The sequence below is a fragment of the Cystobacter fuscus genome (genome assembly GCF_044360685.1).
Taxonomy (GTDB): domain Bacteria; phylum Myxococcota; class Myxococcia; order Myxococcales; family Myxococcaceae; genus Cystobacter; species Cystobacter fuscus_C.
Genome location: NZ_CP043491.1, coordinates 827,625 through 852,982 on the forward strand (window position 1 = coordinate 827,625; position 25,358 = coordinate 852,982).

Sequence of the window (25,358 nt, forward strand, 5' to 3'; positions counted from 1 at the left end):
TCCGGCCTGGAGGAGGGAAGCGGAGCCGGAGCGGAGGGGGCCTGGACTTCGGCTTGACCCAGGCATTTGCCTTCCTTCTAGACCTGGACCCCCCGGCGCGTCTGAGTTGCGCGGTGTGCTCCTTCAGTGCTAAGCGGCGCCCGCGTGTGAGGACGGCGGGGTGGGTGAGGGCAGGCGAACCCGTGGTTTCCCGAGGCTGGTCGAGGCGATGGCGGAGAAGGAGCCCGGGGAAGAGACGAAGGACGGCGAGCTGTCGGAGACGGCCCGGCAGATGCGGGCGGCCGAGCCATATATCGCCGCGGTGTGGAAGCTGGTGGGTGGAGCGGTCGTCGGGGTGCTGGGTGGCTACTTCCTGGACAAGGGGTTGGGGACGGGGCCGTGGGGGCTGCTGGGGTTGAGCCTGGTGGGCATCTCCGCGGGCTTCTACGGGTTCCTGCACGAGATGGCCCGGCTGGGAAAGAGGAAGCGGTGAACGGCGGCGAGCGGTCCTTTCGCACCTACGCGGGGTTGTCGGCGGGGGTGGCGGTGCTGGCGGTGGGCCTGGCGCTCTGGGTGCCGGGGCAGGTGGGGTGGGGACGGGGCGCGTTGTTGGGCGCGCTGTTCGCGGTGGGGACGGGAGCGCTGGGGTTGTGGCTCAAGCGGCGGGCGTTGCGGCGGGACATGGTGGCCGCGCTGAAGGTGGTGGCGGTGGTGTTCGGGCTGCGGGCGGCCCTGGTGGTGGTGGGGCTGGTCTGGGTGGTGCGGCGGGAGTGGGACGTGGTGGCGTTCGTGGCGGGGTTCTTCGGGACCTACTTCGTGCTGCAGTGGATTGAACTGAGCTATGTCATGGCCGCGTCGCGGAACGCGGCGGGCGGAGACGAGTGATGCGCAAGGCAATGGTTCTTCTCGCCAGCCTGATGGCGGGCATGGCGTTCGCCGCTCCCACGGAGGACGAGCACGCGGCGTCCGGGCACGCGGCGCCCCAGTCGCACCTCGAGAAAGAGGAGCAGGACGTGGCGGGCTACATCCTCCACCACGTCTCCGACTCGAACGAGTACGAGTTCGAGATTCCCCTGAGCGACAACCACATCCTCATCCACCTGCCGCAGTTCGGCATTCCGCTGCGCGCGGGCGTCTCCTGTGAGCCGCGCCCCACGCCGGATGGGCACGGCAAGGTCGTTCCCGGCTGGAGCGAGGGCTGCCTGGACCTGTCCATCACCAAGCACACGCTGATGATGTGGCTGGCGGCGGCGCTGCTCATCGGCTCGGTGCTGCTCTTCAGCAACCGCGACAAGTCGAAGCTCGTGCCCCGGGGCACGTCGGCCAACCTCTTCGAGATGCTCGTGCTGTTCGTGCGCGACGAGCTGGCCATCAAGAACATCGGCAAGGAGGAGGGCCCGCGCTACACGCCCTACCTGCTCACCGCGTTCTTCTTCATCCTCTTCATGAACCTGCTGGGCCTGTTCCCCTGGATGGCGACGGCCACGGGCAACATCGGCGTCACGGTGGCGCTCGCCGTGTGCACGTTCATCCTCACGCAGATCGCCGGCATCCGCGCCGCGGGCCTGGGTGGCTACCTGGCGCACCTCACCGGCGGCGTGGCGCCCTGGCTCTGGCCCATCATGATTCCGGTGGAAGTGCTCGGCCTGTTCACCAAGCCCTTCGCGCTCACCATCCGTCTGTTCGCCAACATGCTGGCGGGCCACATCGTCATCTTCTTCCTGCTCGGCCTCATCTTCATGCTCGGCCACCCCGCGGTGGCCCTGGTCAGCGTGCCCTTCGCCATCGGCATCTACCTGCTGGAGCTGTTCGTGGCCTTCGTGCAGGCGTACGTCTTCACCATGCTCTCCGCGCTCTTCATCGGCATGGGCGTCGCCATGGCGCACCACCATGACGACCACGGCGCCGAGAGCAAGGAGCTGGGCCACAGCCACGACCACGGCCGTGCCCACATGTAAAGAACCTGGCGGTTCGAAAGGCCGCCGGAGGTAGTCCCCAGGGCTGTCACGACCCCCCCAATAAGTGGGTCCCCTTCCGCAAGAAAGAAGAAGCACTCCCATGACCAACTTCGCGCTCGCCTTCCTCGCCGCCGGTATCGGTGCCGGCCTCTCCATCATCGGTGCCGGCCTGGGCATCGGTAAGCTCGCCGCCGCCGCCATGGACGCCACGGGCCGTCAGCCGGCCGCCGGTGGCGACATCCGCACCACCATGATCATCGCCGCGGCCCTCATCGAAGGCGCCACGCTGTTCGCGCTGGTCGTGTGCATCCTGCTCGCCATCAAGGCCTGAGCCGGGCGCGTTGAAGCAGTTCCTGGTCTGGCGCCCTTCCGCATGCCGCGGGGGGCGCCGGCCGCCACCCTGACGCCGTACCCCTGAAGGCCGCCATGTTCCTGCCCAACGTTCTCGCCGCCAGCAGCTTCGTGGAGGTCCGCCCGGGCCTCATCTTCTGGACGCTCGTCACCTTCATCATCGTCGCCATCATCCTGCGCTGGAAGGCCTGGGGTCCCATCCTCTCGCTCGTGGAGGAGCGTGAGAAGCAGATCTCCAGCTCCATCGAGGCCGCCAAGCGTGAGCGCGCCGAGGCCGAGAAGCTGCTCGCCGAGCAGAAGACGGCCATCGCCGAGGCCCGCCGCGAGGCCCAGGAGCTGCTGCGCCGCAACCAGCAGGAAGTGGAGAAGTTCCGCGAGGACCTGATGGCCAAGAGCCGCAAGGAGGCCGATGCCTTCAAGGCGTCCGCCCAGCGCGAGATCGAGGAGCAGAAGTCCAAGGCCATCGCCGAGGTGAAGGCCATGACGGTGGACCTGGCCATGGAAGTGGCTGGCAAGCTGCTCAACGAGCGGCTGGACGAGACCAAGCACCGCGCCCTGGCCGAGCAGTTCGTGCAGGGCCTGCCCGCCAAGGGCGTGGCCGAGCGCCGCTCGTAGTCCCTTCCGTCAGGACGTATAGGAGTCCACCATGGCGCTCTCCATCGGCATCGTCGGTCTGCCCAACGTGGGCAAGTCCACCCTGTTCAACGCGGTGTCCGCGGCGGGGGCCCAGGCGGCCAACTACCCGTTCTGCACCATCGAGCCCAACGTGGGCGTGGTGCCGGTGCCCGACGAGCGCCTGGACAAGCTCTCCGCGCTGATCAAGCCGCTCAAGAAGATCCCCACGTCGCTGGAGTTCGTGGACATCGCGGGCCTGGTGCGCGGCGCCTCCAAGGGCGAGGGCCTGGGCAACCAGTTCCTCGCCAACATCCGCCAGGTGGACGCGGTGCTGCACGTGCTGCGCTGCTTCGAGGACGACAACGTCACCCACGTGGAGGGGGGCGTCAATCCCGTGCGCGACCGGGACGTGGTGGACACGGAGCTGTGTCTCAAGGACATGGAGACCGTGGACAAGCGCCGCGAGCGCACCCAGAAGAACACGAAGATGGGTGGCAAGGCGGCCGAGGAGGCCAAGGCCGAGCTCGCGCTGCTCGATCGCATCAAGGCGGGGCTGGACGCGGGCACGACGGTGCGCGCGCAGAAGCTCACCGACGACGAGCGCGCCGTCATCCGCGATCTCTTCCTGCTCACGGACAAGCCGGTGCTGTACGTGGCCAACATCGGCGAGAAGCAGATCGGCAAGGAAGACACCGACCCGTACGTGAAGCAGGTGCGCGACATGGCGGCCAAGGAGGGCGCGGGCGTGGTGGTGCTGGCGGCCGCCATGGAGTCGGAGATCCAGCAGCTTCCCGAGGAGGAGCGTCCGGGCTTCCTGGAGAGCGCGGGTCTCACCGAGCCGGGTCTGCACAAGGTGGTGCGCGAGGGCTACAAGCTCCTGGGCTTGCAGACCTACTTCACCGTGGGCGAGCAGGAGTGCCGCGCGTGGACCATCCACAAGGGCGACAAGGCGCCGCAGGCGGCGGGCGTCATCCACTCGGACTTCGAGCGCGGCTTCATCAAGGCCGAGGTCATGCGGTGGGAAGACCTCATCAAGCTCGGCAGTGAGTCGGCGGTGAAGGAGAAGGGCCTGCTGCGCGTGGAAGGCAAGGAGTACGTGGTGCAGGACGGCGACTGCATGCACTTCCGCTTCAACGTCTGAGCGGCTCGCCCCATCGAAGGGCATGCGAGGGTGCCGGAGGGACCGAGGCTCGGGTCCCGGCACCCTCTGTCATTTCGACGCCTCGGGCGTGCCCGGCGTCCCCACGTAGCGGGCCCGTGGACGCAACAGCTCTCCCTGCTCGCGTTGCTCCAGCACGTGCGCCACCCAGCCCGCCGCGCGCCCCACCGCGAACAGCGCCGCCGCCGCGCCCGCCGGCAGCCCCAGCGCCGAGGCCAGCGCCACCAGGCCGAAGTCCACGGCGGGCTCGGGGTAGCCCGCTTCCCGCATCGTCTCCTCCACCCCGCGCAACGCCCGCACCGCCACGGGCTCCGGACGCAGCGCGTACGCGACCTCCAACAGCGGTGGCGTGCGCGGGTCTCCTTCCGGATAGAGCGGGTGTCCGAAGCCCGGCACGCTCTCGCCCCGCCGCAGCCGCTCGAGCACTCCCTGGCGCGCCCGCTGGGGAGTGCCCACCTCGTTGAGCAGGGCCTCGATGCGATCGCTCGCGCCGCCATGCAGGGGCCCCGACACCGCCGCCAGCGCGGCGCTCATGCACGCGTAGAGATCCGCCCCCGACGAGGCCGTCACCCGCGCCGCGAAGGTGGACACGTTCAGCTCGTGATCCGCGCACAACACCAGGGCGCGATTCAACAGCTCGGGCGCGCGCTTCTCCGTGACGCCCCAGGCCACCGCCAGCGAGTCCGCCACGCTCCGCTCCTTGAGTGCCCGGCCCACCCGCGACGGGGCACGGCCTCCTCCCACCCAGGCCGCCAGATGCCGCAGCAGGCGCCGGGCGCGCATCCGCTCCTGCTCCGCGGGGGCCGCGAAGCGCACGGCGTCCCACGCGCCGAGCAGCGGGACCACCGCCAGCAGCACCGCCAGCGGGGGGGAGTCCCCGGGAAGCAGCGCCGCCACCGAGGCGGGGGGCAGGGGCGGCTCGGGGGAGGGCCACTGCATGGGACTCACCGGCAGGCTGCCCGTCCAGAGCAGCTCCGCCACGTCCTCCAGGCTCCGGCCCTCCACCGCGAGCCGCACCGCGGAGTGCCCCCGGTACGCAAGCCCCTCCGCGCCCACCCGCGACACCGCCGAGTCGATGACGGGCTCGCCCCAGCGCAGCGCGCCCGCCGCCACCGCCGCGTGCCCCGCGCGCGCGTCATGCCGGACCTTCAACCGCGCCAGGTCCGCCCGCACGTACCGCTTCTCCTTCGTCCCGGGCTCGGGAACGCACCGCACCAGCCCTCGGCTCACGTAGGTGTAGAGCGTGGCCCGCTTCACCCCGAGCAGCTCCGCCGCCTGCTGCGCGGACACCAGCTCTTCATGTCGACTGTCGTATCGAGATTGAGCCGGTGTGGCTCTCCCTTTGACCATGTCCCGTGGCTCCCCGTGGGGAGTGTCGACTCGACTCGATTCATTGTCGAGTCATGACCGGACATCGGAGCTTCTGGAGAGGCGGTGAGGTAGGCTCGTGCGGCTCATGGCCTCCCTCCTGGATTCGCTCGACCGTGCGCGCCTCCTCAAGGACCGCGAGGCGGCGCGCGAGGTGCTCCGCTCCGACGAACCGCCCCACCTCGCCCTCTTGCGGCTGTCGGACGCGGGCCTGCTCGCCGGTGGACTCGCCGTGTCGTTCGGGGTTCAGCCCGAGGAGCTCATCGCGCCCCTCACGCTCGCCATGGGAGGTGCGGCCCGGCGCTTCAAGGTCATCGACGTGCGCGAGCGCCCCTTCCTGGAACTCCACATCCTCGCCGGCGACGTGTCCGAGCGCTGGGAGGTGGAGGACCTCGCCGCGCTCGCGCACAACCTCAACGACCTCTACCGGGAGGCGCCCGACGTGCGCGCCATCGCCGTGCTCGGGGAGTGGAACGATGCGCTCCACCTGCTGTGCGTGAGCAAGTCCTCCCTGCCTCGGCTCTTGCGCGAGCCCTTCTTCGCCCCGCGCAACCGCGACGTCCTGGAGCGCCTCGTCCCGCGGCGTTGAGTCAGACCGCGAGCGGTGTGGCCGCCGGCTCGTCCGCGGCTGCGCGTGTCGCCTGCTTCTTGCGCTCGTGGTACCAGCGGCGGAAGGCGAGCGTGGCCCGGTCCGTCGCCACGCTGCGCTCCTCGGACACAGGCGGCGCCTCGACCGGGTGGCTCGACTCCACGATGGCCCGGTCCTCGTGGAGGATGCGCGTGTTGTAGCGGTCCACCAGGGCGGCGAGCGGCTGCATGCGCACGAAGTCGCGCGCGGCCGCCAGCAGCATCCGCGTGTGGTTGGCGTCCACCGGGATGCACCACATGTGCAACTGCATGAGGCGCCCGGGAATGGGGATGTTCAGCCGCATGCCATTGGGACGCAGCCAGTCCAGGGAGCCCTGGGGCGGGACTCCATCCATGCTCGAGTAGGTGCGAAAGCCCGTGGGCGTGGGCTCCACCTCCACCTCCATCGTCGACTCCGGCTTCATCCTCCGGCGCAGCCCCCGGCCGATGGTGCGCTGGTGCACGAAGGGCAGGTGCGGCGAGTCCAGCATGTTCTCCATCGCCCGCGTCCAGTGCGCGTTCCACGTCTCCGCGTAGAACCCCACGTGCACCCCCGGCTTCTCCAGGGCCTCGGGGACGTAGGGCTCGTCGGGGGCCTCGCCGCCCGGGCGCGTATAGAGCCAGATGAGCCCCCCGCGCTCGCGCACCGGATAGGCCGTGACGGCGTAGCGCTGGCGCTTCTCCTCGGGCAGCGCGTTGAGGGGGATGTGCGTGCACGAGCCGCTCGCGCTGAAGCGCCACCCGTGGAAGGGACACTCCAGGCATCCGTCCGCCCCCACCTTGCCCAGCGACAGCTTCACCCCCCGGTGCGGGCACTGGTCCCTCAGCGCCGCCAGCGTGCCCCGCCCATCCCGGAACAAGGCGATGCGCTCGCCGGCCAGCGTCAGCCCCAGCGGCTTGCCCTGCACCTCGCGTGACATCGCCACGGGCGTCCACACCTCCGTCAGGCCCTCCTGGGCGAATCCATCCAACATCGTTCCTCCCGCGCCAATCTCTCTGGATAGAATATCACGAGTGGTTTATTTAATTTCAAGCCGGATGGCAGGGAGTGGGTGTCGCGAGTGGAGGAAGGTTAGATTCCGTACGACATCCGGCTTATTCAAAGCGACATGGCCCGGGTGAAGGGAAGCCGCAACGCGGACTACGAGAAGGAGCGGGCGCGCCTGCTGGAGGCGGCGCGCCTGCGGTTGCTCGCGCCGGACGGAGCCCAGGCGAGCTTCCGGGAACTCGCCGAGGCGGCACAGGTGAGCGTGGCCACGCTGCGCCACTACTTCGGCTCACGCGAGGCGCTGGTGTTGGAGGTGATGGCGGACATGCACCGGCGGGGCCTGCCCTACCTGCTCGCCTCGGCCACCGAGCCGCATGGCCCGGTGCGCGAGTCGCTCCAGTGGTTCCTCCAGACCCTGCTCACCGGCTGGCGCCTGGGCGTGGGCGCGGTGCACGCCTTCGGCCTGTCCGCGGGCCTGGGCCATGCGACGCTGGGGCCGGCGTACGTGAAGGAGTTGCTCGAGCCCACGCTCCAGGCCGCCGAGGCTCGTCTGGCCCGCCACATCGCCGATGGGGAGCTGCGCCGCTGTGATGTGCGCCATGCCGCGCTGGAGCTGGTGTGTCCGGTGGTGCTCGGCCTCTTGCACCAGTTGCAGTTGTCGGGGGCGAGCTGCCGCCCGCTCGACGTGGAGCGCTTCCTGGAGGACCACCTGGACACCTTCCTCCGGGCCCATGCCGTGGCCGTGGAGCCTCCCGCCCCTCCGCGCTCCGGGGCGGGCCGCCGGGCCTAGGCGTTCCCCAGCAATATCGCGAGGGTGGTCAGGGTCATCGCGGGACCCTGCTGGGTGAGGGCCGGTGGCAGGGAGAGCACCACGGGCCGCTGGGGCGTGCCCCCACAACTGCGCGAGCCCTGGTACGTCCCCTCCGGGGTGACCTTCAGGTTATACCCACAACGGCCCACGCTGCCCGTGAGCGACTGGGGGCCCAGGCTGAGGTTCATGAGCGTGCCGAGGAAGTTGCCGCGCGCCTGGGTGACGCCGTCCCGCTCCTGGAGGTGCAACCGGGTGAGCTGGTCTCCCACCGTGCCCCCCACCTCGTCGGCTTCGAGGCCGAGGAATACCACCCGGCCGAACATCCTGCCCCGCAGCTCCTGGCCTTGGCGGGTGAGTTGGATGTCGGCACTGGTGATGCTGTCCCCCGTTATCCGGGCGGTGATGGCGCTCTGGGGCGTGCGCAAGGTGAGGTACTGCTCCTGTGGCTGGGCCGTGGCGGCCGTCCCCCACGCGAGCGCGGCGGCGGCCACCCCGAGCACCTGGCCCCTTGTCTTCCTGTTCGAGGGCTTCATGGCGGAAGGATAAGGAGGCGGCGTGCGCCGTGCCCGGCGGGGGGTGTAACGCCGCGCGACATATTCTTCGTTCCCCAACGGTTGGACCCTTCGTTCTCCAAATGTCGTGCTCTGGCGGGCGGCCAGACATGTCGCTCGGGCAGGGCCTGCACACGCGCGCGCTCCACGTTAATGTGGCGACGCCGCCGAAGCCGTTCGGCCTGCGAAAAGTGGTGCACCGTGTCGTCGTGGTGGAAGCACGTGAAGAGGAAGCTGCGCCGGGCCCGGGTGCGGTTGCTGCGAAGCGCGGGTCAACCGGAACAGATCGCCGGAGGCATGGCGCTCGGCCTGTTCGTGGCGATGCTGCCCCTGCTGGGTCTGCAATTGCCGCTGGTGGTCCTCATCGCCGAGCTGTTGCGCCGTCTGGCGCATATCCACGTGTCGCGCGTCGCCGCCCTCGCGGGAGTGTGGCTCACCAACCCGCTCACCGCCGCGCCGCTCTACGGCCTGTGCTACGTCGTCGGCCGTCCCCTGGCGCACTACCTGCTGCCCGTCTCGTTCCGGTCCGCGAACACCGAGTCCGCGGCGCTCGAGCTGTCCACGTTGTCCTTCTCCGGCCCCGATGCGCTGGAGGTGGTGCTGGGCCTGGTGCTCGGCAGTCTGATGCTGGGCGTGCCCACCGCCTGGCTCGGCTACCGCATCACCTACGGCATGGTGTCTCGGCAGCGCGCCCAGCGTGAGCAGCGCCGTGCCCGCCGGACCCGCGCCCCGGGCTTGGTCGCCGGAACGTAGCCGCGCCCACCACGCGGGGGCTCCGGACGCTTGCCCCACGAGCCGCCAGCAACACGCATTTTCCGGGAGGGGAATGTGTTCTCCCGGGCATTCACTGCTCGGTTCCCGCTCTTCTCCTGGATTCTCTTCGTGACCCGACACGGGGGATGATGCGAGGCACGGGCGTGGTGCGCGGATGCGCCGGCGGACAGGCTCCGGGGTGTCCGGAAAGGAAATGCGTGATGGCGTGGACCGAGCAGCTTCGCGGCTGGCGGGAGATGTCCCGATGAAGGCGTCCGTCGGCGAGGCCCCCTCGCGCGACCGCGCCTCCGCCGCGGAGGTCCTCTCGGGAGGTGGAGACACGGGGGCGCTGATGCGCGCCCTGGACTGGTCGAAGTCTCCCCTGGGTCCCGTCGAGTCCTGGCCCCAGAGCTTGCGCTCGGCCATCAGCATCTGCCTGGGCTCGGGCTTCCCCATCAACCTCTATTGGGGCCCGGAATACGTGATGCTGTACAACGACGGCTACGCCCCCATCGCCGGAGGCAAGCACCCGTGGGCGCTCGGCAGGAGCGGGCGCGAGGTGTGGCCGGAGATCTGGGACTCCATCGGGGAGGCGTTCGCGCGGGTGATGGCGACCGGCGAGGCCACGTACCTCGAGGACAGCCTCCTGCTCATGCACCGCCATGGGTACACCGAGGAGTGCTACTTCAACTACACCCTCAGCCCCATCCGGGGCGAGAGCGGCCGGGTCGAGGGCATCTTCAACGCGGTGATGGAGACGACCTACCGCGTCATCAACGCGCGGCGCAACCAGGTGCTGCGCGAGCTGGGAGAGCGGGTGGTCCTGGCGCGCTCGGCCCGGGAGGCCTGCACCCTGGCCGCGAGCACGCTGGGCTCGTCGCTCGCGGACGTGACCTTCTGCGCGCTCTACCTCGTGGAGGACGGGCTCTCCGACGCGCGGCTCGTCGCGGAGGCGGGACTTCCCACGGGCACCTTCCCCGAGCGGCTCCCGCTGGAGTCCGGGCCGCACGTGGCCTGGCCCCTGACCGAGGCCCGGAGCACGGGCCGTGTGCAGCAGGTGATGGGACTGTCCGAGCGGATCGGCTTCGCTCCCCCCGGCGGTAACTGGCCGGAGCCCACGCACACGGCGCTGGTGGCTCCCTTCCTGCCGGGTGGCGCGGGCGAGGCGTCCGGGTTCCTCATCATGGGGGCCAGCCCTCGCCGGGCCGTCGACGAGGACTATCTCCAGTTCGCCGAGCGCGCGGCGGCGCTGGTGGCCCGCGCCGTGTCGACCGCCACGGCGTTCGAGGTCGAGCGCAAGCGGGCCGAGGCGCTCGCGGAGCTGGACCGGGCCAAGACGCTCTTCTTCTCCAACGTGAGTCACGAGTTCCGCACGCCGCTCACGTTGATGCTCGGTCCCACCGAGGACGCGCTCGCCTCGCCGGACCCGGTGCTGCGCGGGCCGGCGCTGGAGATGGTCCACCGCAACGAGCTGCGCTTGTTGAAGCTGGTCAACACGCTGCTCGACTTCAGCCGCCTCGAGGCGGGCCGCCTCGAGGCCTCCTTCGTCCCCATGGACCTGGCGGAGCTGACGTGTGAGCTGGCGAGCATCTTCCGCTCCGCGGTGGAGCGCGCCGGACTGCGCCTGAGCGTGGAGTGCGCGCCGTTGCCCGCGCCCGTCTACGTCGACCGCGACATGTGGGAGAAGATCGTGCTCAATCTCCTCTCCAACGCGCTCAAGTTCACGTTCGCCGGGGAGATCTCCGTGCGCCTGGAGGCCCGGGGCACGCACGTGGAGCTCACCGTGCGCGACACGGGCACCGGCATCCCGCCCGAGGCGATGCCCAGGCTCTTCGAGCGCTTCCATCGCGTCCAGGGCGCGCGCTCGCGCACCCACGAGGGCAGCGGCATCGGTCTGGCGCTGGTACGCGAGCTCGTGGCGCTGCATGGTGGCTCCGTCCGGGCCGAGAGCACCCTGGGCGAGGGCACCGCCTTCTTCGTCTCGCTGCCCATGGGGCACGCGCACCTGCCGCCCGAGCGACTCGGGGCTCCCCGCGCGCTCGCCTCGACGGTCTCCCGGGCCGACGCCTATGTCGAGGAAGCGCTGCGCTGGGTGGGCGCCGAGGGCGGGCCGTCCTCCGTGCCGGTCACCGCTTCCCCAGGGGAGCGCGCCCAACCCCTGTCCACCGGGGGCGCGCGCATCCTGCTCGCCGACGACAACGCGGACATGCGCGAGTACGTCTCCCGGCTGCTGGGCGCTCGCTGGCGTGTGGAGGCCGTGGGGGATGGCCGGCGGGCCCTGGAGTCCGCGCTGCGCGAGCCGCCCGAGCTGGTCCTCACGGATGTGATGATGCCGGGGCTGGATGGCTTCGGGCTGCTGCGCGCGCTCCGGGCGGAGGAGCGCACGCGCTCGGTGCCCGTCATCATGCTGTCCGCCCGCGCCGGCGAGGAGGCGCACGTGGAGGGCCTGGAGGCGGGCGCCGATGACTACCTCATCAAGCCCTTCTCCGCGCGCGAGTTGCTGGCGCGCGTGGGCGCCCGGCTGGAGATCTCCCGGCTGCGCCGCGCCAACGAGGAGCAGGTCCGTCAGCTCAACGCGCAGCTCGAGCTCAAGGTGATCGAGCGCACCGCCCAGCTCCAGGAGTCCAACCAGGAGCTGGAGAGCTTCAGCTATTCGGTGAGCCACGACCTGCGCGCGCCGCTGCGCCACATCCTCGGCTTCGCCGAGCTGCTCGGAAAGAGCGCCGGGGGGGGCCTCGACGACAAGTCGCGCCGCTACCTGCGCACCATCATGGAATCGGCCCAGAAGGGCGGCCAGCTCGTGGATGATCTGCTCGCCTTCAGCCGCCTGGGGCGGGGCGAGCTCAAGCGCAGCCGGGTGGATCTGCTGCCCCTGGTGGACGATCTCCGCTCGGAGCTGGCGCCCGAGGCCGAGGGGCGCCGGGTGCTCTGGCACGTGGCGCCCCTGCCCCTGGTGCTGGGCGACCCCGCGCTTTTGCGGCTGGTCCTCAAGAACCTGCTGTCCAACTGCCTCAAGTACACGCGGCCCCGGAGCGAGGCCCTCATCGAGCTGTCCGCCGAGGAGTCCCCCCGCGAGGTGGTCATCCACGTGCGTGACAACGGGGTGGGCTTCGAGATGCAGTACGTGGACAAGCTCTTCGGCGTCTTCCAACGCCTGCACACGTCCGAGCAGTTCGAGGGAACGGGAATCGGTCTGGCGAACGTGCGGCGCATCGTCTCCCGGCACGGCGGCCGCGTCTGGGCCGAGGGGGCCGTGGACGAGGGAGCCACCTTCCATTTCACCCTGCCCAAGGCGAGCCCGCCTCAAGCGGAGACCCCCACGACATGAGCACCCTCAAGCGCATCCTTCTCGTCGAGGACAGTGACAACGACGTGCAATTGACCCTCGCCGCCCTCGAGGAGACGCACCTGGCCAACGAGGTGGACGTGGTCAAGGACGGCCAGCAGGCGCTCGACTACCTCTTCCGCCGCGGGGCCTTCGAGGCACGGGGCGAGGAGCACCCGGCGGTGGTGCTGCTGGACCTGAAGCTGCCCAAGTTGAATGGCCTCGAGGTGCTCGCCCGGCTCAAGGGCGATCCCGAGCTCAGGACGGTTCCCGTGGTGATGCTCACCTCGTCCCGGGAGGAGCCGGACCTCAAGCGCGCCTATGGTCTGGGCGTCAACGCCTACGTGGTGAAGCCCGTGGGCTTCAACGCCTTCACCTCCGCGCTCAAGGAGCTGGGGTTGTTCTGGGCCATCCTCAACGAGCCACCTCCGGGCACGGTGCGCAAGGACAACCTCTGATGCGCGTTCCGGACCCGGAGGCCTCCGCGCGGGCTCCGTCCAGGACGGGGCGTCCGCTCGCCGTGCTGATGCTGGAGGACAGTGCGCTGGACGCCGAGCTCATCCACGCCCGCCTCGAGGACGGAGGCCTCAAGGCGCACGTGGTGCGGGTGGACACCCAGGAGGCGTTCACCGCCGCGCTCGGCCGTGAGCGCTTCGATGTCATCCTCTGCGACTACAGCGTCCCGGGCTTTGGCGGCACCGCCGCGCTCGCCACGGCGCGCCAGGCCTGCCCCGACACGCCCTTCCTCTTCGTCTCCGGCGCGCTGGGCGAGGACCGGGCCATCGAGCTGCTCAAGAGCGGCGCCACGGACTACGTCCTCAAGGACCGGCTCGAGCGCCTGGTGCCCAGTGTCGAGCGCGCCCTGCGCGAGGCCCAGGGAGCGCTCGAGCGCGAGCGCGCCGAGGTGGCGCTGCGTCAGTCCGAGGAGCGCTACCGCCTGGCCACCCTGGCCACCTCGGATGCCGTCTGGGATTGGGACCTGCTCACCCACGTGGTGCAGTGGAACGACGCCGTGGAGACGCTCTTCGGCTACTCGCGGGAGGAGATCCGCCAGGACGTCTTCTGGTGGGAAAAGGCCATCCATCCCGAGGATCGCGAGCGCGTGAAGCGGGGCATCGAGGCCGCCGTCCAATCGGGGGCGCGGCGCTGGCAGGAGGAGTTCCGCTTCCGCCGCAAGGATGGCCGCTACACCCACGTGGTGGACCGGGGCCACGTCTCCCATGACGCCTCGGGCCGGCCGGTGCGCATGGTGGGCGTGATGCAGGACATCTCCGCGCAGAAGGAGGTGGAGGCGGTGCTGTCGCGCCAGGCCCGCCTCGGCCAGTTGATGGCGGACGTGGGGCTGGCGCTCACCCGGGGCTCGCACCGGCGGGACATGCTGGGGCGGTGTGTCGAGGCCCTGGCGCGCTACCTGGACGCGGCGCTCGCCCGGGTGTGGTTGCTCGAGGAGCCCGTGGAGCTGCTCGTGCCCGAGGCCAGCGCGGGCCCGTCCGCTCCCCCCGAGGAGCTGTTCGGCCAGGTGCCGCTCGACTCGCCGTTGCTGGTGGGCCGGCTGGCCCGGACGCACACGCCCCTCGTGTTCACCCTCCCGGGAGAGGGCGCGCGGGAGGCGGAGCTGGAGTGGGTGGAGCGCGAGGGCCTGGGGGGCTTCGCGGGCCATCCGCTGCGCGTGGGGAACAAGACGTTGGGCGTGGTGGTGGTGGTGTCACGCAACCCCTTCACCCAGGGCTGCCTCGACACCCTCCAGCATGCCGTGGACAGCATCGCCCTGGGGCTGGAGCGGCTGCGCGCGGAGGAGGACGCCGCGCGCCTGTTCGCCGGGGAGAAGGCCGCGCGCACCGCCGCCGAGGAGGCCAGCCGCCTCAAGGATGAATTCCTCGCCACGGTGAGCCATGAGCTGCGCACGCCCCTCACCGCCATGCTCGGCTGGGTGCGCCTGTTGCGCATGGGCGGCCTGTCCGGGGACAAGCGCGAGCGCGCCCTGGAGACCGTGGAGCGCAACGCGCGCGCCCAGGCCCAGCTCATCGAGGATCTGCTCGACGTGAGCCGCATCATGGTGGGCAAGCTCAAGCTGGACGTGGTGCCGGTGGAGTTCTCGTCCGTGGTGGCGCAGGCGCTCGAGGTGGTGCGCCCCGCCGCGGATGCGAAGAACATCCAGGTGCACCTCGCGCTCGACGCCTCGTGCCGGGTGATGGGGGACGCGCAGCGGCTGCAACAGGTGGCGTGGAACCTGCTCGCCAACGCGGTGAAGTTCACGCCCCCGTCGGGCCAGGTGCGGGTGGAGCTGGCCCGGCGGGGCGCGCTCGTGCACCTCACCGTGACGGACACCGGCGAGGGCATCTCCCCGGACTTCCTGCCGCATGTCTTCGAGCGCTTCCGTCAGGCCGATGGCAGCACCACGCGCAGGTTCGGCGGGCTCGGACTGGGCCTGTCCATCGTGCGCCACCTGGTGGAGATGCATGGGGGCACGGTGGCCGTCGCGAGCGACGGCGTGGGCCGGGGCGCCACCTTCACGGTGGACCTGCCCGAGGCCTCGTCCTCGCGCCGGGCGAACACCCCGCTCCCCGGCGACACGTGGCTGGAAGGGGCGCGGGCCTCCGAGTCCTGCCCTCCCGAGCTCATCGGCCTGCACGTGCTCGTGGTGGAGGAGGACGCGGACACCCGGGAGCTGCTGCGCACGTGGCTGGAGTCCTGTCAGGCCCGTGTCTCGGTGGCCGCCTCCGCCCGCGAGGCCCTGGAGGCGCTCGCCCGCCTGTCCCCCGACGTCCTGCTGTCCGACCTGGAGGGGCCTGAAGGGGAGGGCGAGGCCCTCATCCGGTGGGTGCGCTCCTTGCCCGTGGACGCCGGGGGCGGCATCCCCGCGGCGGCCCTCACCGCCTTCGCGCTCGCGGAGGACCGCACGCGGGTGCTGCGCGCCGGCTTCAACAGCCACGTGCCCAAGCCCGTGGAGCCGCTCGAGTTGTTCGCCGTCCTGGCCTCCCTCTCCGGACGGGGGGGCCGGGGCGGCGCGCGGTGAGCCGCCCAGCCCCTCAGCCGCTCTGGAGCATGAACCGCGCGGGCTCGGTGCGCTCCTCGGGCCGCGCTCCTTCCGCGCGCAGGCGCGCCTCGGTGAGCACCCGCGCCTCGACACAGATGTCCGTGCCGAGGAAGTCCCGGCCGAGCCGAGCCGCCGCCACGCCCACCGAGCCCGAGCCCATGAACGGGTCCACCACCACGTCCCCTGGCTCGCTGCTCTGGCGGATGAGCACCTCGCTCAAGCCGGCGGGCTTCTCCGTCGGGTAGCCCCGGTGGATGCGCGGCACGCTCAGCACGTCCGCCACGCCCAGGTCGCTCAAGCGCCGCCGGCCCTTTTCGAAGAAGAGGATGAACTCGTAGCGGGCCCGGTAGTGGTAGCCCATTCCAATGTGTTGCTTGTCCCACACGAGTGGCTTCCAGAACCGGAAGCCCGCGGCCTCCGCGAGCGGCCGGGCGATGAACATCGTCTCCGCGTCACAGAAGAGATAGAAGTGCGAGTCGCGCTTCATCACCCGCCACAGCCCCCGGAACAGCTCCGGGAAGCGCGCGTTCGGGAAGATGGGGAACCAGGCGTTGGTCGAGCCCTTGCCCCGCTTGAGACGTGTCGTGGTGCCCACCGCGCGGTGCTTCTCCAGGGACTCGTAGGCGGGATCCGTGACGACGAGATCGACCGAGGCCGCCGGGAGGGTCCGGAGCCATTCGACGGCGTCACCGTGCGCGAGGCGATAGTGGGACATGGTGGTCTCGTCTGGCCCGAGGGCGCCAGCAGGCCGGGACTATGACCCCTGCCTCTGACACCCCCGCGAGGGGGCATGGGTTGCGCGGCACCCGCCTCCCACGGGGGCGCGGACTGTCCCCGCGCCGACACCCCGGGGGCTCATCCCCACCGGATTCCTCGCTTGCCCTCCCTCCCAGCTCCCTCCTCCGTCCACCACCCGCCATGTCCCCCTCCGGGAGCCCACTCCAGGGGTGACATATGACCCGCTGGGTCCTCCTCCACTCCACCTCAAGTGGCCCTGCTGGGAGGGACGGCTGTTCATCGACCCACGTTCGGAGCGCTCCGGTTACAGCCAGGCTCATTGCTTTACCGCCCCCTTGCTTTCCAGAGGGGGTTTCCGCTTCTGGCCCAACCCATGCACTTAAAATCAATACATTCGAGGATTGCCTGAATAGCAGGCGAGTTCTGTGAAAACCCGATGGATGCCAGCGAGGAAGACCATGTCGATTGCGGCCCGTCAGCCCCACCACCATCCGCTCGAGAGCGAGACCCTGTTCGATCCGACGCCGCGCCGAGCGCTGGGGGAAGAGGAGCCGGTGTCCTGGTCGGAAGCGTCGCGGGGCTGGATCATCCGCGGCCACGAGGACGTGCTGGGCTGCCTGCGCGACTCGCGGTTGGGGAGCTCACATGAGGATCTGCTCGACGTGCGGCTGCGGGGGCTGAGCCCCGAGCTGGCCGGGGCCCTGCGCGAGACGTTCGCCGCGCATCCGTGGGATGGGCGCGAGGCCGCGCCGCTGCGCCGCCAGGCCGCTCCGGGCTTCACGCCCCAGGTGCTCGACACCTGTCGTCCGGTCATCCGCGACCTCGCGGCGCGGCTGGTGCGGCGGGGCGGGCAGGACCGGATGGACCTGGTGCGGGCCGTGTGCGCGCCCCTGCCCGCGCGCGTGCTCGCCGAGGTGTTCGCCCTTCCCGAGCGGGACCGGGAGTCCTTCCTCGCCTGGGCCTGGCACCTCGCGGACTTCCACTCCCCGGCCGCGGATGCGGATCGGGGCGCCCTCGCACGGGCGGCCCTGGACGCGACGCGTGGCTTCCTCTCCTGGCTCACCCCCCTGCTCGAGGCGCGGCGCCGCGCACCCGGCGAGGATCTGCTCAGCCGGATGCTCCAGGTCGAGCAGCCGGGAGCGCGCACCGCGGTGCAGCGGGTGTCCACGCTCGCCCTGCTGCTCGTCTGCGAGCTCGGGTTCGTGACGGATCAGCTCGGCAATGTGTTGCATGAGGTGCTCGCGCGTCCCGAGCTCTGGCGCATGCTCCGGGTGGATCGCTCGAGGATCCGGCCGGCCGTGGAGGAGGCGCTGCGCTTGCAGCCCGCGCGGCCCGTGCTGTACCGCGCCGTCGGGGAGTCCCTCACGCTGCGCGGGCGCGCCCTGCGGCCGGGCGAGGCGGTGTTCCTGGACGTGGCCACCGCCAACCGGGATCCCCAGGTCTTCACCACGCCGGAGCGCTTCGAGCCCCACCGGGACGCCGCCCGGCAGAAGCACGTGACGTTTGGTTTTGGACTGCACCACCGTCTGGACGCGGGGCTCATCCGTCACGAACTGGAGTGCGTCCTCGAGGTGTTGCTGGAGGAGTTCCCCGGCCTGCGCCTGGACGAGGAGCGCCTGCCCCGGCTCAAGCGCCACGGTCCGCTGGCGCGAGGCTTCGAGACACTGCCCGTGCGGTGGTGACGGACGCTCGGGCGGACGGGGCCCTTGTCTGGCCGCAGGCTGGTGGAGCGTGCACGAGCCGATGCCGGGCATGTCCCGCGGGACAGGATGCTGTCGGTTAACATACCTCACAGGGGGGCTGGACCCGGGCTGATTTCAGGATGGGTCGGACCTCCTGCTAGGCTGCGTTTTCCAAGACATCCTCGTCGCCGTGGGGGAGTGCGTGTCCTTCGTCCAGTTGCCCGAGAGCCTCATCACCTGCCGTAACCTCGTGGGTGGCGAGTGGCTGGTTCCGCGAGACGTTCCGCTCGCCGAGGTGGTCAGTCCCTATACCGGAGGGGTCATCGGCCGGGTGCCGATGACGTCCGAGGCGGGGGTGGCCCAGGCGGTGGAGGCGGCGCGGGCGGCGGTGCCCGGCTGGCGCGCCACGCCCCTGCGCGAGCGCACCGTGCTCATGGCGCGCTTCCGCTCGCTGCTCGAGTCCCACCTGGAGCGCCTGTCCCATCTGGCCGCCAGCGAGGCGGGCAAGACGGTGGCCGAGGCGCGCGCGGGTCTGCTCAAGGGCCTGGAGGTGTGTGACTTCGCGCTGTCGCTGCAGAACCTGGACGCGGGCGGCGCCATGGAGGTGAGCCGCGGCATCACCTGCGAGTTCCGCCGCGAGCCCCTGGGCGTGGTGGCGGGCATCACCCCGTTCAACTTCCCCGCCATGGTGCCGATGTGGATGATTCCCATCGCGCTCACGGTGGGCAACTGCTTCATCCTCAAGCCCTCGGAGAAGGTGCCGCTCACGGCGTGCGCGCTCGGGGAGCTGCTGGTGGAGGCGGGCCTGCCGCGCGGCGTGTTCTCCGTGGTGCACGGCGGACGCGAGGCGGTGGAGGCGCTGGTGGCCCACCCGGACGTGCGCGCGGTGGGCTTCGTGGGCTCGTCCGCGGTGGCGCGGCGCGTGTACGCGGAGGGCAGCGCGCGGGGCAAGCGCGTGCTGGCGCTCGGCGGCGCGAAGAACCACCTCATCGTCGCGCCGGACGCCGACGAGGCCCTCACCTCACAGGCCGTGGTGGACTCCTTCACCGGGTGCGCGGGCCAGCGCTGCATGGCGGCCAGCGTGATGCTCGCGGTGGGCGACGTGGAGCACATCCTCGAGCAGGTGCGCGAGCGCGCCTCGCGGCTGGAGTGTGGCCCCGGCATGGGCGCGATCATCGACCGGGCGAGCCTCACGCGGCTGGAGACGGCCATCGCCACGGCGGAGAAGGCCGGCGCGCGGGTGGTGCTGGATGGGCGCGGCAAGCGTCCCGCGGGCGAGCCATGGGCGGGGGGCCACTGGCTCGGGCCCACCATCCTCGATGGGGTGCGCCCGGACATGGAGGCGGCGCAGCGCGAGCTGTTCGGCCCGGTGCTGTCCATCGTGCGCGTGCCCACGCTGTCCGCGGCGCTCGAGGTGGAGAACGCCTCGCCCTACGGCAACGCGGCCTCCATCTTCACCACCAACGGCGCGGTGGCGCAGGCGGTGGTGGAGGGCGCGCGCGTGGGCATGGTGGGCGTCAACGTGGGCGTGCCCGTGCCCCGCGAGCCCTTCTCCTTCGGCGGTACCGGCGAGTCCAAGTTCGGCCATGGCGACATCACCGGGGTCGCGAGCCTCGGCTTCTGGACGGACCTCAAGAAGGTCACCCGGAAGTGGAGCACCCGCACCGACGGCAGCTGGATGAGCTGACGCACGCCAGTCGCATCTCGAGTTCCAAGGAGGGCGAGTCATGCCCGACAAGAAGGCCAGCAACCACATTCGTCTCACGTCCCACCCCGACAGCGACACGCAGGTCCTTCCCATCCGCTGGGGAGACCCGGACCCCCTGCGCCGGGGCCCCGTCATCGCCACGCTCACCGAGCCCGCGCACCGCAACGTCGTCGGCACGCACTCGGGCTCGTACGCCATCTACCGCGCCATCGCCGTGGCCGCGGGCCAGCTCACGCAGGACCACCGCGCGGACCTCACCAACACGGCGCCCGCCGTGCAGGTGGGCCCCCACAAGTCCTGGAGTGATCCCCACCGCATCGTGTCCCTGGATCCCTGGGGCGCCGTGGCGCCGCAGGTCTTCCAGACCTACGTGCAGCAGGGCATGGACATCCGGCCCTCCATCGCCATCACCCGCGCGCACATCAACATGCCGGAGCTGCGCGACGCCATCGCCGCGGGCCGCCTCAAGCCGGATGGGAAGATCCTCTGCGCCAACGGCGACGTGACCGTGGTGAAGGCGGCCATCGAGCCGGTGTGGTACCTGCCGGGAATCGCCAAACGCTTCGGGCTGACCGAGGCGGCGCTGCGCCGCGGCCTCTTCGAGCAGACGGGCGGCATGTTCCCCGAGCTCATCACCCGCTCGGACCTGGACGTGTTCCTGCCGCCCATCGGCGGCCAGACGCTCTACTTCTTCGGGGACATGGACACCATTCCCAACCCCGACATCCCGCTCGCGGTGCGCGTGCACGATGAGTGCAACGGCTCGGACGTGTTCGGCAGCGACATCTGCACCTGCCGGCCCTACCTCACGCACGGCATTGAGGTCTGCATCCAGACGGCGCAGGAGGGCGGCGCGGGCGTCATCGCCTACTCGCGCAAGGAGGGCCGCGCGCTCGGCGAGGTGACGAAGTTCCTCGTGTACAACGCGCGCAAGCGCCAGGAGGGCGGCGACTCGGCCGCCACCTACTTCCACCGCACCGAGTGCGTGGCGGGCGTGCAGGACATGCGCTTCCAGGAGCTGATGCCGGACTCGCTGCACTGGCTGGGCATCACCCGCATCCACCGCTTCGTGTCCATGAGCGACATGAAGCACGACGCCATCGTCAACTCGGGGATCGAGATCCTCGAGCGCGTGCCGATCCCCGAGGAGCTCATCCCCGCGGACGCCAAGGTGGAGATGGAGGCGAAGAAGGCCGCCGGCTACTTCACCACCGGCAAGGTGGCCACCGAGACGGAGCTGCAGGCGGTGAAGGGCAGGGCGCTCGATGCCTGAGGCGCCCGCGGCCGCTGTCTCCTATCTGCTCGGCCCGCGCGCCATCCGCGAGCGGTGCCAGGCCCTGCTGGAGCTGGGGCTCGAGGGCCGGCTCGAGCACTTCCGCGTGGACACGGCGCGGCTGCCCGCCGTGGCGGACTACGTGCTGGAGGTGACGCGCGAGGCCTATCCCTCGCTCGACATTCCGGTGCACAGCCGCTGGGGCCACTTCGACGTGGGCGGTGTGCGGCGCAACGCGGAGCTGGAGGCGCGGCTCTCCGCGCTGCCTCCCGCCGAGCGCGCCCGGGCGAAGTTGGACCTGGTGGTCACCAGCGTGCTCCTGGACGCGGGCAGCGGACCCCGGTGGAAGTACCAGGAGCCCGGTGGCGGCACCTACGCGCGCTCCGAGGGCCTCGCCGTGGCCAGCTTCCGCATGTTCCTCGCGGGCGCGTTCTCCTCGGACGCCTCCCAGCCCCTGCGCGCGGACGCCGAGGGCTTGCGCAACCTGAGCCTCGAGGCGCTCGCGGAGGGCTTCCAGGTGACGGAGGACAATCCGCTCGAGGGCCTGGAGGGCCGGCTGTCGCTGCTGCACGGCCTCGGCCGGGTGCTGCCCAGACCCGGGTCGCTCTATGACCGCCTCGCGGCCCATGGCCGGCGGGAGGTGACGGCGACGCAGGTGCTGGGGCAGGTGCTCCAGTCGCTGGGTCCCATCTGGCCGGGCCGGATCACCCTGGATGGGGTGAACCTGGGCGACGTGTGGCCGCACTCGGCGCTGGGTGCCCTGGATCATCCCGACTCCCTGGTGCCCTTCCACAAGCTGTCGCAGTGGCTCACCTACTCGCTGCTGGAGCCGCTGGAGGAAGGGGGTCTCCAGGTGACGGGACTGGAGGCGCTCACCGGACTGCCCGAGTACCGCAACGGCGGGCTGCTGGTGGACGGGGGCGTGCTGGTGCCCCGGGACGAGCGGCTCTTCACGGACGCGTACCAGCCGGGCTCGGAGCCCATCGTGGAATGGCGGGCGCTGACGGTGGCGTTGCTGGACGAGGTGGGCCAGCGCGTGCGCGAGCGGCTCGGGATGACGGCCGAGCAGCTCCCGCTGGCCAAGGTGCTCCAGGGCGGCACGTGGAGCGCGGGGCGGAAGCTGGCCGCCCAGAAACGCCCGGGGGGCCCACCGCCCATCCGCATCGAGAGCGACGGAACAGTGTTCTGAGTGTCAACGGCAACAGGGAAGGGGAGATCGCGATGAAATACGCGGACAACTGCACCGTGGTGGACCATCCACTGGTGAAGCACAAGCTGACGCTGATGCGCCGCAAGGACACGAGCACGGCGTCCTTCCGTGCGCTCCTCCAGGAGATCTCCCTGCTGCTCGCCTACGAGGCGACGCGGGACTTGAAGCTGACGGAGGAGACCATCGAGACGCCGATGGCGCAGATGAACGCGCCGGTGCTCGAGGGCAAGAAGCTGGTGCTGGTGGCCATCCTGCGCGCGGGCCAGGGCATCCTGGACGGCATGCTGCAACTGGTGCCGAGCGCCCGCATCGGCCACATCGGCCTGTACCGCGACCCGAAGACGCTCTCGGCGGTGGAGTACTACTACAAGGTGCCCAACCAGCTCGCGGACCGCGACGTCATCGTGTGCGATCCAATGCTCGCCACGGGCAACTCGGCGGTGGCGGCGCTCACCCGCATCAAGCGCAGCAAGCCGGGCAGTCTGCGCTTCATGTGCCTGCTGGCCTGTCCCGAGGGGCTGGCCAACCTGCGCGAGCACCACCCGGACGTGCACGTCATCACCGCCGCGGTGGACGAGAAGCTCAACGAGCACGGCTACATCGTGCCGGGCCTGGGCGACGCGGGCGACCGGCTCTTCGGCACCCGCTGAGCACCCTGGCGGGCGGGTCTGGACTCCCGCCCGCGACCAGCCGCCGGGACTACTCCGCCGTGCTGGAGGAGGCCTCGGGCCTGGCGGCCTGCTCGCGCACGCGCAGCGAGCCCACCAGCGAGTCGATCCACCGGTGGCTGATGCCGTAGTTCTTGTCCGGGCAGGCGAAGTGGTGCGCCATGTGGTGCGCCCGCAGGGCCTTGCCCCAGGCCGTCCACGGCTTCTTGTAGTGCACCGCCCAGTGCAGGTAGTCGTACGCGAGGTAGCCCGCGACGATGCCGAAGAAGTAGGGGATGGTGGCGTCCGGCCGGCCCACCAGCCACAACAGCCCGGCGATCACGATGGCCAGCGGGATGCTCGCGCCCAGCGGCATCACCAGCCGCTGCGGATCATCCGGGTACGTGTGGTGGTAGCCATGGATGATGGCGTGGAAGCGCCGGGTGAGCGGACCGTTGCCCTCCCAGTGGAAGAGGTGGCGGTGCAGCGTGTACTCCATGAAGCACCACGTGAGGTAGCCCAGGGGCGCGAACAGGACGACCTGTTTCACCTGGGTCGTCCCGCTCCACAGTGCCCAGGCCAGCAGGCCCGTGATGAGCGGGATGTAGAAGGCGAAGGGGGTGGCGGGATGGATCTTCGAGGCGGCTTCGAGGAAGTCGTTCTCGAACATCCGTGCGGAGGCGTGGCGCTCGTACTCGGTCTTCATGGGCGTACCAGCAGGGAAGATGGAAGGTCGGGGGCGGTGAGCCCCCGGCCAAAACACCGCCATCCTCCTTATAAGGCCCGGGGTCAAGAGGGCTCGTGACGAAACGGGGGGGGAGAAGCCTGGCCGGAAGGTGTCTCCCACTGAGCATCGGGCCACGGCATCCTGGCCCCGAGGAGGCAGGGATGACCGGACGCGGGGCGTGGCTCGTCGTGGACGTGGTGGGGGTGGCGGGGGTGGACACCCTCGGGGCGCTCCTTCCCGGGGCTGCTGGGGCCGCCCAGGCCCGGGCCTGGATGATGGCCGAGGTGAACGCCGCCGTGGAGGGCCTGCTGGCGGCGGGCTTCACGCGCGTGCGGGTGAGCGATGCCTCGTGCTCCGCTGCTCCCTTCCCAGGCGAGCAAGCACTCCTCCCCGGGGCCGAGCCGTGCTCCGGGGAGGACCCCTTCGCGCCCTCGTGGCTCGAGGACGTCCAGGCGGTGGCGTGCGTGGGCATGCACGCGGCGGCCGGGACGGGGGGCTTTGGCGCGCATACTGGAGGGCCGGTGTGCGTCTGGACGTGCGCGGGCCGGACGCTGTCCGAGGCGGAGCTCGTGCTGGCGCTGGCGTCGGAGGCGGGGGTGCCCGCCGTGTTCGTCTCGGGGGACGACGTGCTGCGGGCGGGGCTGGAGGGGCGGGTGGGCTATGTGTGCACCAAGACCGCCGTGTCCACCGAGCGGGCCGTGTCGCGCGCCGCCGAGGAGGTCCTCGAGGAGCTGCGGCGCGCGGCCGCCCGGCCCGGCCAGCACCAGGCGCCGCTTCCGGACGCTCCGCTCGTCCTCTGCTTCAAGAGCGGACACCAGGCGACGCTCGCCGAGCGCACCGGCGCCCGCCGGCTGGATGCGTACCGCGTGGAGGTGCCGGGCCGCACCTTCCGGGAGCGCTATACCCATGCCCGGCGGGCCGTGGCGGCTGCTTGCCGGGTGCTGCCCGGGGCGGGGCCGGGCTCCTTCGTCTTCACCCCGGAAGCGCTGGCCCTCCTGCGGCTGCCGGCACCTCCCGGGCTCCCGCCTCCGGCGCGGGAGCGGGAAGCGGAGCGCGCCCTGGGCGCGTTCCTCACGCTGACAGCGGGGGCGGATGACGCGTCCCGAGCGCTGCGCGCGCTGACGCTGCACATGCTGGAAGGTCACGCCCCGGGGGTCTTCGCGCGCTGGGGGCTGGGCGCCCGCGTGGAGGAGGCGGTGGAGGCCCTCACGGAGGTGTCCCTGGAGTTTCCCGCCGGGTTGTCCCCGGACGTGGGCATGTCCCGGGTGGATGCCTGGTACGTGCGGGGCGAGCGCGGTTTGTCGGCCGCACCCCTGGCACCCGCGGCCCTGCGTGACTACCTGCTGCACCTCGATGACGAGGGGTATGGGCTTCATGGGTGGCTGTTGGGTGAAATCGCCGCCACTCGCGGTGTGGACGTGCGCTTGTCCATCCCCGAGCGGGTGTTTCGCGGTGTGTCGCGCCGGGCGGACCTCTACTGGCTCACCCACCTGTTCTTGCTGGACACGCGCTACCTGCGTGCCCCGCTGCTCGCCCCGGACGCCAGCGCGTGGACGGAGGAATTGCTGGCGGCCACGCCCGAGCTCATCGAGGGCATGGACCTGGACCTGGCGGCCGAAGTGGTCTTCTGCCTTCAGTGCGCGGGAGAGTCCGGAGGCGGCGCGCATGAGGCCCTCCTGGCCTTGCTCGCCGCGTGTCAGCGGCCCGATGGCGCCGTGGGTGATGCGCATTCCACCGCGGCGGCCCTGCTCGCGTTCGCTGGCGCGCTTGAACGCACCGTCTCCGCGCGCTGAGACGCCGTGTATGGCATTCGGTTTCGTCAGACAGGCGGTCGTGCCTGTCTGTTGAAGA

At 70.9% G+C, this 25,358-nt stretch carries 23 protein-coding genes; 18 read left to right on the forward strand and 5 right to left on the reverse strand.

Features of this window, described 5'->3' with window-relative positions; genetic code table 11:
- Window positions 1-208: 208 nt before the first annotated feature.
- The 6 genes from F0U63_RS03475 to ychF all read left to right on the forward strand — a co-directional run bounded on the left by F0U63_RS03475 (window position 209) and on the right by ychF (window position 4,044).
- Window positions 209-472: an AtpZ/AtpI family protein gene (locus tag F0U63_RS03475; protein ID WP_395843664.1), complete on the forward strand. Its 264-nt coding sequence runs from the start codon at window positions 209-211 to the stop codon at window positions 470-472.
- Window positions 469-864, forward strand: a complete 396-nt coding sequence (locus tag F0U63_RS03480; protein WP_395843666.1) for a hypothetical protein — start codon at window positions 469-471, stop codon at window positions 862-864. Before F0U63_RS03475 ends, F0U63_RS03480 begins: the two co-directional genes overlap by 4 nt.
- Complete coding sequence (gene atpB, locus F0U63_RS03485) at window positions 864-1,937, forward strand: F0F1 ATP synthase subunit A (protein WP_395843668.1); 1,074 nt, start codon at window positions 864-866, stop codon at window positions 1,935-1,937. The genes F0U63_RS03480 and atpB overlap by 1 nt, the downstream gene beginning before the upstream one ends.
- 100 nt (window positions 1,938-2,037) lie before the next feature.
- The gene (locus tag F0U63_RS03490) at window positions 2,038-2,268 is read left to right on the forward strand and encodes an ATP synthase F0 subunit C (RefSeq protein WP_071902781.1); all 231 of its coding nucleotides are present in this window, start codon (window positions 2,038-2,040) and stop codon (window positions 2,266-2,268) included.
- A 95-nt stretch (window positions 2,269-2,363) separates the two neighbouring features.
- Window positions 2,364-2,903: a F0F1 ATP synthase subunit B gene (gene atpF, locus F0U63_RS03495; protein ID WP_395843670.1), complete on the forward strand. Its 540-nt coding sequence runs from the start codon at window positions 2,364-2,366 to the stop codon at window positions 2,901-2,903.
- A 31-nt stretch (window positions 2,904-2,934) separates the two neighbouring features.
- Window positions 2,935-4,044 (forward strand): redox-regulated ATPase YchF, encoded by a 1,110-nt coding sequence (gene ychF, locus F0U63_RS03500; RefSeq protein ID WP_395843673.1) that lies wholly within the window; start codon window positions 2,935-2,937, stop codon window positions 4,042-4,044.
- 69 nt (window positions 4,045-4,113) lie between these two features.
- On the opposite strand, the gene F0U63_RS03505 is transcribed toward ychF, so the two are convergent.
- Window positions 4,114-5,412, reverse strand: coding sequence for a citrate/2-methylcitrate synthase (locus F0U63_RS03505; protein WP_395843675.1), 1,299 nt, complete (start codon window positions 5,410-5,412; stop codon window positions 4,114-4,116).
- 106 nt (window positions 5,413-5,518) lie between these two features.
- Here F0U63_RS03505 and F0U63_RS03510 point away from each other — a divergent pair, with 106 nt between their 5' ends.
- Window positions 5,519-6,019, forward strand: a complete 501-nt coding sequence (locus tag F0U63_RS03510) for a hypothetical protein (RefSeq protein WP_395843677.1) — start codon at window positions 5,519-5,521, stop codon at window positions 6,017-6,019.
- A gap of 1 nt (window position 6,020) precedes the next feature.
- Here the strand turns inward: F0U63_RS03510 and F0U63_RS03515 are convergent, their stop codons facing one another.
- Window positions 6,021-7,031: a Rieske 2Fe-2S domain-containing protein gene (locus F0U63_RS03515; RefSeq protein WP_395843679.1), complete on the reverse strand. Its 1,011-nt coding sequence runs from the start codon at window positions 7,029-7,031 to the stop codon at window positions 6,021-6,023.
- A gap of 135 nt (window positions 7,032-7,166) precedes the next feature.
- On the opposite strand from F0U63_RS03515, the gene F0U63_RS03520 reads away from it, so the two are divergent.
- Window positions 7,167-7,835, forward strand: coding sequence for a TetR/AcrR family transcriptional regulator (locus F0U63_RS03520; protein ID WP_395843681.1), 669 nt, complete (start codon window positions 7,167-7,169; stop codon window positions 7,833-7,835).
- Here F0U63_RS03520 and F0U63_RS03525 read toward each other — a convergent pair.
- Window positions 7,832-8,389, reverse strand: coding sequence for a hypothetical protein (locus F0U63_RS03525; protein ID WP_395843683.1), 558 nt, complete (start codon window positions 8,387-8,389; stop codon window positions 7,832-7,834). The two genes, F0U63_RS03520 and F0U63_RS03525, sit on opposite strands and share 4 nt — an antisense overlap.
- Window positions 8,390-8,629: 240 nt before the next feature.
- Between F0U63_RS03525 and F0U63_RS03530 the strand changes: the two genes are divergently transcribed.
- The 4 genes from F0U63_RS03530 to F0U63_RS03545 all read left to right on the forward strand — a co-directional run bounded on the left by F0U63_RS03530 (window position 8,630) and on the right by F0U63_RS03545 (window position 15,501).
- A complete protein-coding gene (locus F0U63_RS03530) occupies window positions 8,630-9,160 on the forward strand; it encodes a DUF2062 domain-containing protein (RefSeq protein WP_395843685.1) in 531 nt (176 codons plus the stop codon).
- Between the two features lie 265 nt (window positions 9,161-9,425).
- Window positions 9,426-12,488, forward strand: coding sequence for an ATP-binding protein (locus F0U63_RS03535; RefSeq protein WP_395843687.1), 3,063 nt, complete (start codon window positions 9,426-9,428; stop codon window positions 12,486-12,488).
- On the forward strand, window positions 12,485-12,943 hold the full coding sequence (locus F0U63_RS03540) for a response regulator (protein ID WP_395843689.1): 459 nt from the start codon (window positions 12,485-12,487) through the stop codon (window positions 12,941-12,943). Before F0U63_RS03535 ends, F0U63_RS03540 begins: the two co-directional genes overlap by 4 nt.
- Window positions 12,943-15,501, forward strand: a complete 2,559-nt coding sequence (locus F0U63_RS03545; RefSeq protein ID WP_395843691.1) for an ATP-binding protein — start codon at window positions 12,943-12,945, stop codon at window positions 15,499-15,501. Before F0U63_RS03540 ends, F0U63_RS03545 begins: the two co-directional genes overlap by 1 nt.
- A 13-nt stretch (window positions 15,502-15,514) precedes the next feature.
- Here the strand turns inward: F0U63_RS03545 and F0U63_RS03550 are convergent, their stop codons facing one another.
- Complete coding sequence (locus F0U63_RS03550) at window positions 15,515-16,237, reverse strand: DNA-methyltransferase (protein ID WP_395843693.1); 723 nt, start codon at window positions 16,235-16,237, stop codon at window positions 15,515-15,517.
- 481 nt (window positions 16,238-16,718) lie between these two features.
- On the opposite strand from F0U63_RS03550, the gene F0U63_RS03555 reads away from it, so the two are divergent.
- From F0U63_RS03555 to upp, 5 genes are all read left to right on the forward strand, one after another.
- A complete protein-coding gene (locus tag F0U63_RS03555) occupies window positions 16,719-17,942 on the forward strand; it encodes a cytochrome P450 (RefSeq protein WP_395843695.1) in 1,224 nt (407 codons plus the stop codon).
- 202 nt (window positions 17,943-18,144) lie between these two features.
- Window positions 18,145-19,629 carry a CoA-acylating methylmalonate-semialdehyde dehydrogenase gene (gene mmsA, locus F0U63_RS03560; protein WP_395843697.1) on the forward strand — a complete coding sequence of 495 codons (1,485 nt, stop codon included), beginning with the start codon at window positions 18,145-18,147 and terminating at the stop codon, window positions 19,627-19,629.
- Between the two features lie 40 nt (window positions 19,630-19,669).
- On the forward strand, window positions 19,670-20,923 hold the full coding sequence (locus F0U63_RS03565; RefSeq protein ID WP_395843699.1) for a GTP cyclohydrolase II: 1,254 nt from the start codon (window positions 19,670-19,672) through the stop codon (window positions 20,921-20,923).
- Window positions 20,916-22,112 carry a URC4/urg3 family protein gene (locus F0U63_RS03570; RefSeq protein ID WP_395843701.1) on the forward strand — a complete coding sequence of 399 codons (1,197 nt, stop codon included), beginning with the start codon at window positions 20,916-20,918 and terminating at the stop codon, window positions 22,110-22,112. The genes F0U63_RS03565 and F0U63_RS03570 overlap by 8 nt, the downstream gene beginning before the upstream one ends.
- Before the next feature lie 32 nt (window positions 22,113-22,144).
- Window positions 22,145-22,783 carry a uracil phosphoribosyltransferase gene (upp, locus tag F0U63_RS03575; protein ID WP_395843703.1) on the forward strand — a complete coding sequence of 213 codons (639 nt, stop codon included), beginning with the start codon at window positions 22,145-22,147 and terminating at the stop codon, window positions 22,781-22,783.
- A 49-nt stretch (window positions 22,784-22,832) separates the two neighbouring features.
- On the opposite strand, the gene F0U63_RS03580 is transcribed toward upp, so the two are convergent.
- The gene (locus F0U63_RS03580; protein WP_095983981.1) at window positions 22,833-23,486 is read right to left on the reverse strand and encodes a sterol desaturase family protein; all 654 of its coding nucleotides are present in this window, start codon (window positions 23,484-23,486) and stop codon (window positions 22,833-22,835) included.
- Between the two features lie 182 nt (window positions 23,487-23,668).
- Here F0U63_RS03580 and F0U63_RS03585 point away from each other — a divergent pair, with 182 nt between their 5' ends.
- Window positions 23,669-25,300, forward strand: coding sequence for a DUF6895 family protein (locus tag F0U63_RS03585; RefSeq protein ID WP_395843705.1), 1,632 nt, complete (start codon window positions 23,669-23,671; stop codon window positions 25,298-25,300).
- Window positions 25,301-25,358: the final 58 nt, after the last annotated feature.